Origin of the sequence: Streptomyces bathyalis, from assembly GCF_015910445.1 — a bacterium.
GTDB lineage: Bacteria > Actinomycetota > Actinomycetes > Streptomycetales > Streptomycetaceae > Streptomyces > Streptomyces bathyalis.
In genome coordinates this window covers 149,772-163,630 of record NZ_CP048882.1, presented here as the reverse complement: position 1 = coordinate 163,630, position 13,859 = coordinate 149,772, and the positions used below count along the sequence as shown (strand labels likewise).

General features: G+C 69.5%; 13 protein-coding genes. 7 read left to right on the top strand and 6 right to left on the bottom strand.

Annotation, left to right across the window (positions count from 1 at the left end; translation table 11 throughout):
• The first annotated feature begins 173 nt into the window (after positions 1–173).
• From G4Z16_RS00755 to G4Z16_RS00735, 5 genes are all read left to right on the top strand, one after another.
• Positions 174–1,061: an SPDY domain-containing protein gene (locus tag G4Z16_RS00755; RefSeq protein ID WP_197348659.1), complete on the top strand. Its 888-nt coding sequence runs from the start codon at positions 174–176 to the stop codon at positions 1,059–1,061.
• A 26-nt stretch (positions 1,062–1,087) separates the two neighbouring features.
• Positions 1,088–1,792 carry an SPDY domain-containing protein gene (locus tag G4Z16_RS00750; protein ID WP_197348658.1) on the top strand — a complete coding sequence of 235 codons (705 nt, stop codon included), beginning with the start codon at positions 1,088–1,090 and terminating at the stop codon, positions 1,790–1,792.
• A 127-nt stretch (positions 1,793–1,919) separates the two neighbouring features.
• A complete protein-coding gene (locus G4Z16_RS00745; RefSeq protein ID WP_197348657.1) occupies positions 1,920–2,420 on the top strand; it encodes a hypothetical protein in 501 nt (166 codons plus the stop codon).
• A 578-nt stretch (positions 2,421–2,998) separates the two neighbouring features.
• A complete protein-coding gene (locus G4Z16_RS00740; protein WP_197348656.1) occupies positions 2,999–3,358 on the top strand; it encodes an SPDY domain-containing protein in 360 nt (119 codons plus the stop codon).
• Positions 3,359–3,500: 142 nt separating this feature from the next.
• Positions 3,501–4,109 (top strand): hypothetical protein, encoded by a 609-nt coding sequence (locus G4Z16_RS00735; RefSeq protein ID WP_197348655.1) that lies wholly within the window; start codon positions 3,501–3,503, stop codon positions 4,107–4,109.
• A 45-nt stretch (positions 4,110–4,154) separates the two neighbouring features.
• Here G4Z16_RS00735 and G4Z16_RS00730 read toward each other — a convergent pair whose 3' ends face one another.
• The 3 genes from G4Z16_RS00730 to G4Z16_RS00720 form a co-directional block, all read right to left on the bottom strand.
• The gene (locus G4Z16_RS00730; protein WP_197348654.1) at positions 4,155–4,370 is read right to left on the bottom strand and encodes a hypothetical protein; all 216 of its coding nucleotides are present in this window, start codon (positions 4,368–4,370) and stop codon (positions 4,155–4,157) included.
• Positions 4,371–4,771: 401 nt separating this feature from the next.
• The gene (locus G4Z16_RS00725; protein WP_197348653.1) at positions 4,772–5,281 is read right to left on the bottom strand and encodes an RICIN domain-containing protein; all 510 of its coding nucleotides are present in this window, start codon (positions 5,279–5,281) and stop codon (positions 4,772–4,774) included.
• Positions 5,282–5,883: 602 nt separating this feature from the next.
• On the bottom strand, positions 5,884–6,351 hold the full coding sequence (locus G4Z16_RS00720) for a hypothetical protein (protein ID WP_197348652.1): 468 nt from the start codon (positions 6,349–6,351) through the stop codon (positions 5,884–5,886).
• Between the two features lie 258 nt (positions 6,352–6,609).
• Here G4Z16_RS00720 and G4Z16_RS00715 point away from each other — a divergent pair, with 258 nt between their 5' ends.
• Entirely contained in the window at positions 6,610–7,227 is a 618-nt protein-coding gene (locus tag G4Z16_RS00715; RefSeq protein WP_197348651.1) for a hypothetical protein, read from the top strand.
• A complete protein-coding gene (locus tag G4Z16_RS00710; RefSeq protein WP_425508038.1) occupies positions 7,134–7,454 on the top strand; it encodes a pentapeptide repeat-containing protein in 321 nt (106 codons plus the stop codon). The genes G4Z16_RS00715 and G4Z16_RS00710 overlap by 94 nt, the downstream gene beginning before the upstream one ends.
• Before the next feature lie 76 nt (positions 7,455–7,530).
• Here the strand turns inward: G4Z16_RS00710 and G4Z16_RS00705 are convergent, their stop codons facing one another.
• From G4Z16_RS00705 to G4Z16_RS00695, 3 genes are read right to left on the bottom strand one after another with little or no spacing between them, the layout of a single operon-like run.
• Entirely contained in the window at positions 7,531–10,674 is a 3,144-nt protein-coding gene (locus tag G4Z16_RS00705) for an error-prone DNA polymerase (protein WP_197348649.1), read from the bottom strand.
• The gene (locus tag G4Z16_RS00700) at positions 10,667–12,208 is read right to left on the bottom strand and encodes a DNA polymerase Y family protein (RefSeq protein WP_246530598.1); all 1,542 of its coding nucleotides are present in this window, start codon (positions 12,206–12,208) and stop codon (positions 10,667–10,669) included. Before G4Z16_RS00700 ends, G4Z16_RS00705 begins: the two co-directional genes overlap by 8 nt.
• Before the next feature lie 5 nt (positions 12,209–12,213).
• Positions 12,214–12,906 carry a hypothetical protein gene (locus G4Z16_RS00695; RefSeq protein ID WP_197348648.1) on the bottom strand — a complete coding sequence of 231 codons (693 nt, stop codon included), beginning with the start codon at positions 12,904–12,906 and terminating at the stop codon, positions 12,214–12,216.
• Positions 12,907–13,859 lie beyond the last annotated feature (953 nt).

Below are 13,859 nucleotides of genomic sequence, written 5' to 3'. Positions count from 1 at the left end.
GACCGCTACCGCCTGCCCCGTGATGCACGCTGCCCGGCAGCGGGCTGGCGGCTGGGCACGCCTTCGCCTCCTCAGCGCACCTCCGGCACTCGCCCGCGCATCCTCGCGGCGCTGATGCCCCCCGCCCACTCAGCCCGCTCCCATCCCCACGTACGTCGCTTCTGGAACCGCCCGTGCCCGACTCTGAACCCGTCCTCCGTCCCGAACCCGAGGACGGGGATGTGTATGTATCCCCGCGCCATCTCGCCGGCTCCACCGCTATCGGTGACCCCGGCCTTCAGCCCCTGCTCGATCTCGGGTGGGAGCTACGCCACGACGACCTCGGCAACGCCTACGTCTCCTCCCCGGACCACAAGGTTCGCCTGGGCTACCTGCCCGAAGGAGACGACGACGGCCTGTGGCGGATCACCGCCTACACCGACAGCTTCGCCTCACCCCAGTGGGGCGTGTGCTTCAACGACCAGGCACCCACCGAGTTCGTCACCGCCTTTACCACCGCCCTGGCCGCCTCCTACACCGAGGGCTACGACGCTCACCTGCGCGGTCAACCCGGCACCGCGCAAAGCCCCTTCGACCCACTGCTGCAGCAGGACTGGGAAGTGCGGCCCTTCCGCCGCGTCGACAGCCTCGACTTGACCTCACCCGACGGTATGGCCCGCATCACCTACGACCGGGACGACACCGGAGCCTTGGACCACGAAGCTGAGCTGACCACCCTAAATACCCGCTGGCTCCTGCGCGGCGGCCCCGAGCTGAACTGGTGGTACGCCACGGCCTCGACGCACACTCCCCAACACCTGGTCACCGCGATCACGACCGCAGTCGCTGATCCGGAGCCGGTGCTGCGCTGGGAAGGCGAACTGCCCCGCCACGTACGCGCCTGCGCCCGGGTCACACCGGTCGCGCCTCCTCGGGCACCGGTTCCGACGCCGCTAGACGTCCACCGCCGGCACACCGACACCCGGCCCGATGCCCGCCGCCCGGTAAGTGTTCCGCGCTGGTCCACCACCACGCATCAGGCCGCCGCACCTTCCCGCAGTCGGCCCGGGCCGCGCCGTTGACCCGGCCAAGGGCGAACGAGGCATTCGTGTCCCTCGATCCGGAGACGGTTCTGCAGGTGCTTCCGCGCCATCTCGCCGGACCTGGCAGCGACCGGCTCCTGGACGTGTGGCCCTTCCCCTTCGAGCAGGGCTGGTCCCTGCACCGGCCCGAGGAGGGCTACCAGCTGGCCGCCAGCCCCTGCCAGCTCGTACGGGCGGGCTTCGTTGCCGTTCCCGGAAGCCGCTACGGCGGCACCTGGACGACTGCCGTCCATGAGGATCCCCTCCGCCCGGCGCGGTGGCAGGCCGTCTTCGACGCGAGTACGCCGGCAGAGGTCCAGCGCGCCTTCTATACCGAGCTGCTGTCGGTCTACTTCGAGGCTCCGGAGGGCGACCGCCGCCGGTACACCAGCGCTGCCGAGCCCCACGAGGTGTACCCGCCGCTGCTGAACGCGGGCTGGCGCCAGAAGATCAACCGCAACGGGCGGCAGGCGATCCGCAGCCCCGACGGACTGGCCTACCTGCACAACTGGTACCACTCCCCGCCCGAGTGGACCGTATGCGCCGGACACCCCAACCGGCCGCTGTGGACCGCGACCTTCAGCGCCGAAACCCCTTCCCGCCTCGTCGCGGCCTTCAACGCCGCCCTCGTCGACCCGGATCCCCTCACCCGAACCGTGCGCCAACTCCCCGCCGCCACACGCGAACACCTCCACCGACACCGTCCTCCGGCCCCAACCCGCTCCCGTTGACGCGCCCCCTGATCCGGCGGTCCTCCGTCGCGCCTCTCGACGGGACCCGTCGCGGACGCGGCTGCTCTACGGCAGGACTCCACCACTCGCCCGCCGGCGGCGTTTCCTCACCGCACCAGGAGGCCATGTGCCGCTGCACGCCCGCCAGTTCTTCCTCCAGCACCTCGCCCTGCCCTACGAAGGCGGCGCCGTCATCGGCAACAGCTACTACGCCACCCCCAACCCCGGCTCGCCGCTGCGCCTGCGCATCGACTTCCAGCCCACCATCACCGAGCACGAATACGACGGACTGCGCCTGAGAGTGATCCACACCGACCGAGGCGCCCTGGACACGACGGTCCTCTCCTTCGCCGACCACGACACCTTCACCGCCCGCGACACCCGCCGCGAGGCACAGGGATCCGGGCGGGACAGCAACAACCGCTTCCGCGACTGGCACAACAGCGGAAGGCCGCCCTGGCACGGCGCACACACCGAGGGACTCACCTACGCCATCGAGCAGTACGTCCAACTGTGGTTCCCGCCCCCGGCAAGTCCGGCCCGCTCAGCACGCGACGCCCCGGCACCTGCCATGAGCCAGCAGCCACCCGCACCGCCGGGCAAGAAGTCTTCGCGCCGTACCCGCTGACGCGAGCCCGGCAGCCCGCTCGCCGACCACATCGCCGTGACGAACCGGTCCGTCGCGCGACTTTCACCGGAGACCACAACGTGAAGAGGCGGCATCCGCAAGGATGCCGCCTCTTCACGTGGGCGGAGTCCCTCCCGAGGTACATGGGTTCGGCACGGACACCTCGCGCCTGCGGCTACTTCCCACCGGTGCGCAACCTCTTGGCCGCGGCAGACTGAGCACGAGCCGCGAACCCGGATCGCGCCGTCCGACTGGCTGGGTTCTTCACCCCAGCCGACTGCACCCGCGAGGCGGCAGCCGCACTCATCAAGCCTCGCTCCGCACCGCCGTGCCTGCCGCTGCATCGGGTCACCACGCTTGCCCATGACCATCACCTCCCCTCTCCAGCGTCCTCCCCGCGCGAGGGGCCGTCCGGCCTGTTCTGCGGGGCGGATGCCGACGCCCAGGTGCGGAAAGCCACGTCGGAGGAGTTCGCCCATGGCAGAAGCGAAGGCCTCCGCCGGAACTGGAGACCTAGTGCAGGGCCATGTCAAAGTACATGCCTTCCCGGAAACCGCAGGTCATAGAAGGGATCGCGTATGGCAGTGGACGCCGACCAGCCTGGTCTTTCCACCACTGTCGAGTCGTTGCGGCTGCGCACCTGGCGCCTGGGTCCTGGCTGGCCGTCGCTGGTGACGGACCTGTTCGGCGACGAGGACTTCCACGTCATCGTCGATGACCGGGAGGACGTCCACATCGCTTCGCAAGACGGCCGCTTCTACCTCGGCTGGTTCCCCGACGGCCGCCCCGGCACGGACGGCGAAGGATGGAAGCTCGCCGTGACCGGAACCGCCGAAGTCTCCGGCTACAGCATCACCTTCGACACCGAGACCCCGGCAGAGATCGTCGCTGCCACCGTGGCCTCCGTCCTGGCTGGCTCCCGCCCGGCCCGTTGCTGAGCCGTCCGCGAGCGCACGGCAGGTGCGTTCTTCGGCTTCTGCACTGACCACATGGCCGCTGCGCCAGCATGCGCCGCCTCGTCCCGCTCTGCGGCGCCCTGCGCGCGCCGCAGAGATCTCTCCCACCGAGAAGGAGACCCGCGTGACCACCAGCGACGACATGACGGTCGGCGACCTCGTCGACGTGCTGTCCGGATTCGACCGGGACGCCATTCCACGCTTGGCGATCAACCCGCTCTTCCCCATGGCCCACCCGATCCGCGCCGTGATCCCGGGCACGGACGAGCAGGGACGGCCTTTGGTCTTCCTTGCCGACGGCGATCCCGAGGGATATCTGCCGCCATCGGTGGCCCGGCAGCTGACTTGGCACCCGCCCTCGAGGCTCCTCGGCCTTACGCGCAGCGACGGGAAGCGGTCGGCGGACGCGGCGCAGTCGTCAGCGGCCTCGGCCGCGGGTTCCCTTGCGCTCCAGCAGGAGGAAGCCCACGTACGGAGGGTCGCGGCACGGCAGTCGCACATGCGGCTGGAGCACATTGAAGACCGCTGGCTACGGCTTCGGAACGTCGGACGCGAGGTCGCGTCGTGCGTGATCGTGGTCGAGGAGTTCGAGGGGTTGCGTGATGGGTTCGACCTGGAGCCTGGGCGGTCCCTCGACTTCGAGCTTCCCGAAACGGCGCGGCCCGAAATCTGCGTCACGTGGGAGGAAGCCGACGGCGAGTTCGTGTATTTGCCGGTGCCGCCCATGGAGTGAGCGGCGCCGACAGGAACGATTCCCCGAGCCGGAAGAGCTAGTGGCTCAGAGGGTGGTCAGGTCCCCCAAGGGCAGAGAGAAGCTGCCCTGGCTGGCATGCGGGGCCACTGCGTCATGTTCCAAGCCCGGGATAGGAATCTTCGTTCCGAAGACGGTAACGGTGGACTCCGCCGCAGAAGCTGTTCCTGTGCCCAGGATTGCTCCTGCCAGTGTCAGTGCGGCCAGTGCGGCCAGTGCGCCAAGGCGTTTCGTGTACTTCATCGATCCTCCTCATGGTGTCTTGCTGTTCAACGAGCGAGGACCGTCAACGGAACGACATGGCAGGCCTGCCCCTTCACCCCCCCGGGTGCTCCCATTCGTCGGTCCCCCCGGTTCCCCCGGGTAAGGGTCCGTGAGTCGATACGCTGGCGCGGTCAGCGGATGTCGCTTCGGCGCCGCCACGCTGGGCCGGTTGGCGGCGCGGATATCGTCGGCGCGGTACGGGTTCTCGGGAGGCGATACGCAGCCGCCGGCTGCTCCGCCCCAGGCCAGCAGAGAGGGCCCGTCAGCTTGCTGACGGACCCTCATGCAAGGTCGAGGTTAGCGATCTTCCATCGCTGCCTGACGGGTCACCACGGACCCGGGCACGACGCGACTACGTCGAAGCCCTTTCCTCAGCGGCCTCAGTTGAGCGCGTTGATGGCCCATCGTTGCTTTTGGGTGCCCTCGTCCTCCTCCAGGAGCACCACACTGTGAGCGCTCTTGCTGTAGGGCGTGAGCACGTTACCCGTGGAGACCGAGGTGATCTTGTAGGTGCCACCGGCAGAAGTCAGCCGCCACTGGAATTCCGGGGTGGAGCCGCACTCCCATTGCTCCACACGGGTCTGGCTGCCGAACCTGACCGGCCTGAGACACTTTTGTGTCTTCTCATTGCGAATTTGGGTGCCACCGTTGACGGACCTGAATGTCCACTGGTTACCGTCACCCGTGGGCTTCTTGTAGCCGGTCCAGATGTGAATGCCGTCGCGGTCATTCTTGCCGTAATAGTACGGCGTCAGGTGGCCGCCGGTCTGGTAGTTGATGATGGCCCACCGGGAGGCGTTCACCGCGGTGGCGGAGCCTGCCGTCAATCCGCCAAGCAGGGCTGTGAGCAGGCCGAGGACGAGAAGGAGCCGATTGGCTGAGCGTTTCACGAAGTCATGCCTCGTTTCTGTGCTGCATGGGGTTATGGAATGCACGGCGCCTTCGGAAACATCCGGCGCGGTGCACCAAGAGACTATGGAATTTCCAGCTCCTCAGCAGCAGTTCCCAACGTCCTTCATTCGATCAGGTATCAACGACCATTTCAAACTGTCACGTTGCGGTGAATGCCCGGCGCGGTGGCGCAGCAAGGCAGCGAATTCCCGGCATTCACTCCCCAGAGCCCTGGGGTCCGCGTCACTCACTGGAATGGAGCGCCTGGCCGCCCCACCGGACCGGCCGCGCTCCCGGTGCCGCCCAGGGATTGAGCGGCACCGGCAGGCGCGAGGTCAGGCGGCTGCGGGATCGGGTGCCGACCGTGTCCATCCGCAGCTGCTTCGCGTGCAGCGCACCGCGGGCGGGCGGCCGTCGCCTCCTTCGACTTCGAGGGTGCCCCGGCAGTGCGGGCACGGTTCTTGGATGACGCGTGTGCGTCGGGTCATGTCCAGCGCGGACTCGACGCGTTCGGCCGCCGAGCGGGCCACGGACGTGATGCGGTCGACCTGGACGGCGTTCAACTCGCGGAACGGGCCCGGGGCTTCATCGAGGCGGTGCGTCAGCCACACTGCGGCGAGCGGCGCCGTACGGGTGGGATGCGTGACGTAGGACCAGCGTGCGGTGTCGGCCTGGTCCTGCGCTGCGGCCAGTGAGAGGCGTCGGCCGATTTCGTCGCCGGGCCGACCGACTTCACGCGGGCGGCGGGGCGTTGCACTGCGCTGGCGATCTGGTCGGCGCAGTCGAAGAGAGCGAGTTCGACGGTGCGCATGGTGTCGTGCACGGCGACGCGGATGGGGACGGGGCGTTCGTCGAGTGCGTCGTACGGGCGGTCGGCGCGGTCCTCCAAGCCGGCCTGCCAGGCGAGGGCGATCTCGTCGGCGTCGAGCTGGTCGAGGGCGTTGAGGTATGCAGCGAGGCCTGACGGGGGCCAGGACACGGTGTTGGGGGTGCCGAGTGCGTCGGTGAGGTCGTCCCAGTGGTGGGTGACGACGGCGAGGTTCTGCTGTGCGGTGCGGGCGGGGATCATCGCAGGCTCCTGTGCTGCTCGGTGTACGGTGATCTCGCCGCATGGGGCGCCCTGGTCTGGCAGGACTGGTAGGGCGCCCCGTCGTCGTTCAGGGCTGTTTCGGCTGGTGCGGGGTCACTGCGCGACGGCATCGTGGCCGTCATGAGAATCGCGTTACTGCGGCGTGTTCGCCGCTCTGCCCCGACACCGTCACAGCTCAAGAAGCGGCGTACACGGGCGATGCGCTGGCGCCACGCCCAACGCATAGACAGTCGGGTGTTGTTGGGACTCGCGGCCTTGGTCCTCCTCGTCGGGCTGCCGCTTGGGGTGTGGAAGCTCCCGTACCTGCTCGACGGTCAGTACCTCGACACCGACTCGATCGGTGAAGGAGTGGGCTCGGCGACGTTGGTGACGGGCTTGCGAACGGCGATGGTCACCTGCGTAGCGGCGATCGGCGCAGGTGTCGCGCTGTTCTACACCGCCAGCACCTATCGTCTGAACCACCGCGGTCAGGTCACTGACCGTTTCACCAAGGCCCTGGAGCGGCTTGACTCGGAGCACATTTACGTCCGCATCGGCGGCATCCTCGCCCTGGAACAGATCATCCGCGACGCGCCCGACCATGCCACCGACGCCGCTCGCGTACTGGGGCACTTTGTCCGGCACATGAGACCACCGGCGTCGCTGGACCGCCCGAACGCCGATATTCAGGCCGCATTGACCGCGTTGACCAGACCCGAAAGCCGCGCACACGTCTGGGACCACGCTTTGGACTCAGAAACCTCTGTCTGGTCGGGGCAGACTTGCAAGGCGCGGACCTCACCAACGCCTTGCTGGAGAAGTCGATCCTCATCGATGCTGATTTGTGCGGTGCGAACCTCACTCACGCCCAGTTGATCGATGCGAATTTCACCGACGCCTTGCTGTCCGAGGCGAACCTCACCGGCGCCCGGCTGTTGGGTGCAGACCTCACCGACGCGGAGCTGATCTGTGCGGACTTCACCGGTGCCTGTGTAACGGTCGATCAGCTCCTCTCTGCGTTGGACCTGCTTGATGTCCGGCTGTCGCCGGACGTGGCCCGCGACGCCAGAATCGTCGCGCGACTGCGACGCGGCGCTGGCTGAGTGCGGGGACCAGCAGCGGGCCCACGGCGGGCGCGATCACTGCCCTCCCGGGCCTCCGGTGCCGCGGTGCAGTGCTCTACCGGCGGCCGGTGGGCGTGGTGATGGTGAGGGGTTCGAGGCGGCGGGCGACGACGTTGATGGCTCCGCGGGCGCGTTCGATGCGACCGTGGATGAGGAGTGCGGCGTGATCGACGGCCATTTTCATGTGGGCGTCCCAGACCGGTGGCGGAACGATGACGTTGACCATTCCGGTCTCGTCTTCGATGTTGAGGAAGCAGGTGCCTTTGGCGGTGGGCGGGCGCTGCCGGTGGGTGACGAGACCGCCGAAGACGACTGTGGTGTCGTCGGGCTCGTTGCGTACAGCGGCGGCGGGGAGCACTCCCCGGGCATCCAGATGGGGCCGGAGGTGCTGGACGGGGTGGCTGTCGGGGCTGGCGCCGGTCGCCCACAGGTCGGCGAAGGTCTCCTCGATCACGGTCATGGCTGGCAGCGCGGGCGGGTCGGGGGGCGCGGTGGTGCCGGGCAGGAGCGCCTCGTCGGCGGTGGCGAGTGCGCCGGCGGCCCACAGGGCTTCCCGTCGGCTGACGCCGAAGCCGTCGAAGGCGCCCGCGGTGGCGAGGTTCTCCAGCAGCCGGGTCGGCAGGCGGGTGCGGCGGGCGAAGTCCTCCAGCCCGGCATACGGGCGGCCATCGGCAATCGCGTGTGCTGCCTCCGCCGAGAGGCCGCGGATCCCGGTCAGGCCCAGGCGGATGGCCCGGCCGCCGGTGGAGGCCTCGTCCGGTTCGAGGCCGGCATGCGGGCCGGAGTGGGTGACGTCGATGCCGCGGACGGTGATGCCGCGGCGGCGGGCGTCGCCGATGAGGGTCAACGGGCTGTAGAAGCCCATGGGTTGGTTGGCCAGGATGCCGGCGATGTAGGCGGCCGGGTAGTGCAGCTTGATCCAGGCGGAGGCGTAGACGATGTGCGCCAGGGACTGGGAGTGGCTCTCGGGGAAGCCGTAGCCGGAGAAGGCCTGGATCATCGTGTAGAGCTCCTCCGCCGCAGCGGGCGGGATGCCGCGGGCGGTCATACCCTCCATCAGCCGCTGCCGTAGTTTCGCGACGCGTTCGGGGGCGTGCTTGGCGGCCAGGGCCTTGCGCAGCTGGTCGGCCTCGCCGGGGCCGAAGCCGGCGCAGTCCATGGCCAGCCGCATCATCTGCTCCTGATACAGCGGCACTCCGAGGGTGCGCTCCAAGGCGGGCTGGGCGAGCGGGTGGGGGTAGGTGACCTTCTCGTGCCCGGCGCGGCGGCGCAGGTAGGGGTGCACGGAGCCGCCTTGGATCGGGCCCGGCCGGATCAGTGAGACCGCCACGACCAGGTCCGCGAACGACTCGGGCCGCAAGCGGGGCAGGGTGGACATCTGGGCGCGGGATTCGACCTGGAAGAGGCCCACGGTGTCCGCGGCGGAGATCATGGCGTACACGCCCGGGTCGTTGGGAGGGATCGACGTGAGGTCATAGACGGGGCCGTGGTGGTGTGCGATCAGATCGCAGGCGGTGTGCAGGGCGGAGAGCATGCCCAGACCGAGCAGGTCGATCTTGACCAGTCCGGCTTCCTCGACGTCGTCCTTGTCGCCCTGGAGGACGCTGCGCCCTTCGGCGGTGGCCCACTCGACGGGCATGATCTCCCCGATGGGCTGGCGGGTGAGGACCATGCCGCCGACGTGAACGCCCATGTGCCGGGGCAGGCCGTCCAGTTGGGCCGCGAGCTCTACCACGTCGGTCGGGATGCCGGCGTCGTCTCCTGGGGGTTCGTGGTGCTGGATGTGCCGGGTCATCTCGTCGATGTGGCCGGTCGCATAGCCCAGCGCGCGGGCGGCGTCGCGTACGGCGAGCCGGGGCCGGTAGGTGATGACGTTGGCGACCTGTGCCGCGTGGGTGCGGCCCCAGCGGCGGTAGACGTACTGGATGACCTCCTCACGGCGGGCGTTCTCGAAGTCGATGTCGATGTCCGGCGCTTCGGCCCGCTCCACCGACAGGAACCGTTCGAAGAGCAGCTTGTGCTTGATCGGGTCGACGGCGGTGATGCCGAGGGCGTAGCAGATGACGGAGTTGGCGGCCGAGCCGCGGCCCTGGCACCAGATTCCGGCGCCGGTGGCGTACTGCACTATGTCGTGGACGATGAGGAAGTAGCCGGCCATCTCCAGCTGTTCGACGACGTCGAGCTCGCGGTCCAGCTGCCGCCACGCCACCTGCGCCGCGGAGGTCTCGCGTGGGCCGTAGGTGTGTTCCGCGGCCCGGGTCGCCAGGTGGCGCAGGAAGCTGGTCTCGGTATGCCCGGCGGGGACGGGGAAGCCGGGCAGCTGCGGTCTCAGGTCGGCGAGGTCGACCACGCAACTGCGGCCCAGCCGAAGGGTGTTCTCCAATACCTCGGGGTAGCGGGCCAGTCGGCGGGCCATCTCGCCGGGTGAGCGCAGATGCGCCGTCGGCGCGGGCGGCACGTGTCCTGCCGCATGGTCGAGGTCTTCGCGGCGGCGCAGCGCGGCCAGGGCCTGAGCCAGGCGGGCCTGGGCGGGGGTGGCGTAGTGCACGGCGTTGGAGGCGACGACGGGCAGGCCGAGCCGGCCGGCGGCGGCATGCAGCGTGTTGTTGCGCGTTGAGTCGGTGGGCAGGGCGTGGTCGATCAGCTCGACGTGCAGCACGTCCGGGCCGACGAGGTCGGCCAAATGCTCGAGATACCGGAGGGCCGCGTGCTCGTCGTCGAGCTCGGCAGCGTTCCGTGCGGGGGCTTGCTCGGGGGACGGGCAGCCGGTCAGGACTGCCCAGTGCCCACCGCGGGCAGCGTCCGCCAGGTGCTGGAGGTCGTAGACCGGGGCGCCTTTGGATCCGGCCAGCTGGGCTGCGGAAAGGGTCGCGGCGAGCTGTCGGAAGCCTGTCAGGTCGCGAGCGAGGACCACCACCGGCTTGTACGGGAAGGGCAGTTCAAGCTCGGCGCCGTAGACCGTACCCAGCCCGTGCTCGCGGGCCGCGGCGGCCAGACGGCGCGCGGCATACAGGCCCTCCCGGTCGGTGACCGCCAGCACCTCGATACCCAACTTCGTTGCCTGCGCGGCCAGTTCCTCCACGCTGCTCGCACCCTGCAGGAAAGAGAAGGAAGAGTGGACGTGCAGCTCCGCCCACCCGGGCCGGTCTCGCCTCCGGGTGGGGAGGCGCAGTAGCCGGCCTCTGCCGGGGTCAGCCATAGCAGGCCTCCGCCCACCACTGCCCTCCTTCGAGCGCCACCAGCCAGGCCACGCTGTTCGCCGTGACGATCTGCATGCGCACCAGGCGGCGTGCCTTGGACGCGTTCCACCACTGCTCCAGGGCCGGCCACGGCTCCGTCCAGCCCGCCACATCCACAGCAGGCTGTCCATGCAGAGTGAGCCGCGCCGGGGGAGCGGACAGCTCCAACCGGGCAGAGACGCCGACCAGTTCGCCGCGTACGTCCTCAAGCCGGGCAGTTTCCGGCTGGACGGGCACCCATGTTGGGTGGGGTGCGGGCAGGCGGCCAGGCCACGGCCCGCCCGGCAGACCGTTCTCGGGCGGCAGATCGCCGAAGGCGACACGCACCGTACGCTCGGCCGGGCCCCGGCCGCCGCCGAGTTGCACGCGGGTGACCGCGCCGTGCCCGAGCATCGCCTGCAACCGCCCGGCTGCGACCTCCATCTCGGCACTCGCCGTCCTCTCGCCGAACAGCAGCCCTTGGCGTCCGGTCGCTGCGCTCAGAGCCTCGGGCCGCACCGCCAGCCGCACGATCCCCTCGACACCATCGCGACCGTCGGTCTGGGGGGTGAGGGCGCCGGACTCCTGCCAGGCAGTCAGTTGCCAGCGGACCCGCTCCGCGACCGCCAGCTCCGACAGCCGCCCTTCGTGCCGCCACAGCCGCGTCAGCCTTCTGCCGTCGGCCAGGGTGAGCGCGACTTCGACCCGCGCGCACACCGCACCGGCGGCGGTCAGGCGTTCGTGCAGCTCCAGCGCGAGCTGCTTCGCGGCGAATGCCACCGGCTCCACCCGCACTTCGGCAGGCTCGAAGACACACGCGGCAGTGAGGTCCTCGCCCGGCTCCCGGGTACTGAGCCCTCTCGCCTCCAGACCGCGGGCCGTTCGGTGCGCCGCCTCGCCGTCGACGCCGAAACGCTCAAGCACCCGGTCGCCCGGCATGGCAGCGAAGTCACCCACGGTGGAGAGTCCCAGCCGCACCAACAACTCCGCGAGGCGCGCGCGGCCCAAGATGCCGACCGGATACGGAGCCAGGAACTCCCGCGTCCGCCCCTCGGCCACCAGCACCCTGCGGCGCGCCGCCAGGGCCGCGGCGAAGACGGTATCCGCCACACCAGCCTGCGCGGTGTGGCCCGCGCAGGCGATGCTCGCCACGACCCGGTCGGCCAGGGCCTGTTCACCACCGAAATACCGGGACGGACCACGCGCCGGCAGCACCACCAGACCGGGCCGGATCAACTCCCACCGCGGCGCAACCTCCGCCTCCAGACGCTGGAGGACAGGCTCAAAGTACCGCATCTCGCCCTCCACATCACGGGCGATCACTTCCAGCCCCGGGGCACGGCTCGTCGCCTGCCGCAGCCGCATTCCACGGCGCACACCCACCGCCCGGGCGGCGACCGAACAGGCCACCACCTTCCCGCCTGCGACCACGGCGCTCGGCAGCGCGCCATCCGGATTGCTGCCGTCGGACACGACGGGCCAGTCCGGCAGCCAGGCGCACGCCACCCGTTCCACCGCCCTCACCGCACCACACGCAGCGCCGCGTTTGGCCCCCGCCCGGTGGCCATGTCCGCTGGTGAACCGGCCGAGGGCTCGGTCTCGGGGAGGGCCACGGCGCGTCCCTCCGGGCCCGGCAGCCACAACCGAGCCGTCCGCGGGGCACCTCCTGCCGCGCCGCGACCAAAGGCTGCCACCTCCACTCGTCGGGCACGCAGCAGCCCATGCCCGACCCCCACGCCCTCCCACCGAGCCCAGGTCACCGCCAGACGCACATCGGCGCCCTCCCATGCACCTGCGGTCAGCAGCACCGCACCGGTCCGCCGCAGCACCACACGAAGACGCTGCACGGTGCGACCTGTCGCAGGACCGCACACGCCCACCAGCAACACGGGAACCGCCTCGGCGAGCGCGGCCACCACCTCCGGCCATCGCCGACCGGGATGGTCAACGAACATGCCCATCCCGGCATCCAGACCCATCGACTCCGCCGCCAGTACCCCCAGATGCGGCATGCCGATCACCGCCCACGACCCGGCCTCACCAACAGCCTCGGCGGCCAGAGCCAGCAGCAACGGCACATCGCCACCCGTGCTCACGCTGCTGCCCGGACGCAGGCAGCCACCAGGCAGCAGCGGACTGAGCCCAGCAGCTACCGGGAACCCGGAACGCTCCTGCTGGGGCAAGGGCTTGTCGACGGCTCGTGCTGCGCTCACACAACAGAGAATCGAACATAAAGTCGATTGTGTGCAAGTGCGGCGCACTGCCGTGCGCCGGCTCGGTAGCGCCGGATCCTCGGGTGGTTGCCTCGACTCGTCGCTCACGACCTTGAAGTTCGGGACAAACCTCGGGCGACGAGTGCGGTTGTGGACGTGTGGCCTCGGGCGGCCTGGCGACGGCCCGAGAATGCCTGGGTGGGCCTGCTTCCTGTACCGCTGGGTGCCGTCGCTGTGACTCCGGCGTCAGAAATCGATGTTGACCATCCGGCCACGCACGGGTGAGATATGCCCGCCGCATAGGCCGCCAGGAGCTCTTCTCGCGCACCTTGAGGACAGGTGGCGGCAGTTGGGCACAGGAACCTCCTGTTAAAGGCCGGGCGTACGACCCCTCGACGAGCGCCCCCAACAGGTGGGTCGCGGTGGGATTTTGCGATAACCCGCCGCTACTTGCTGTTGAAGTTGGCGATGCGCTCCGTGAACGGGCTAGCGTCCAGTCGTGAAGAGACCCCGGCTCAGGTTGGCGCCCGCCGGGGTCCTCGTGGAGCACGACAGATCAAGGAGATTCTTGTGGTTCCCGACCTGCATCTGTCCGGTCGATGGTTGCGCCATCGACCGCGACGGCCCGAACGTAGCACGCCCGTGGCGTTCAGCTTCAGCCCGAGACGCGTGAGTTTCCTGGATGTCACGTTCGGCGCTGATGTCGCTGTCTCCCTCACAGTGTTGGGCTCGGTGCTGTTCGGCGACGTTGCTGTGTCGACCACGGGAGCGGCCGTCTGTGTGGCAGCCGTGGCGACCGCGGCGCGATCATACGTCCGCTACCAGCGCCTTCGTATTCGCTGAAGCCGCACGCGACACCGAGCACGGAGAGCACCGGTGCCCGGCCGCTCTGAAGGCGCTCGGGGCAGCTGTTGACTCCCGTTCCGGTCGCGGCGGGAAAGCCCGCTCCCGGA

Excerpts from the sequence above, each read along its gene's own strand:
- G4Z16_RS00720 (WP_197348652.1), bottom strand. The coding sequence starts at position 6,351 with ATGATCCCCGCCCGCACCGCACAGCAGAACCTCGCCGTCGTCACCCAC.
- G4Z16_RS00705 (WP_197348649.1), bottom strand. The coding sequence starts at position 10,674 with ATGGCTGACCCCGGCAGAGGCCGGCTACTGCGCCTCCCCACCCGGAGG.
- G4Z16_RS00730 (WP_197348654.1), bottom strand. The coding sequence starts at position 4,370 with ATGAAGTACACGAAACGCCTTGGCGCACTGGCCGCACTGGCCGCACTG.
- G4Z16_RS00740 (WP_197348656.1), top strand. The coding sequence starts at position 2,999 with ATGGCAGTGGACGCCGACCAGCCTGGTCTTTCCACCACTGTCGAGTCG.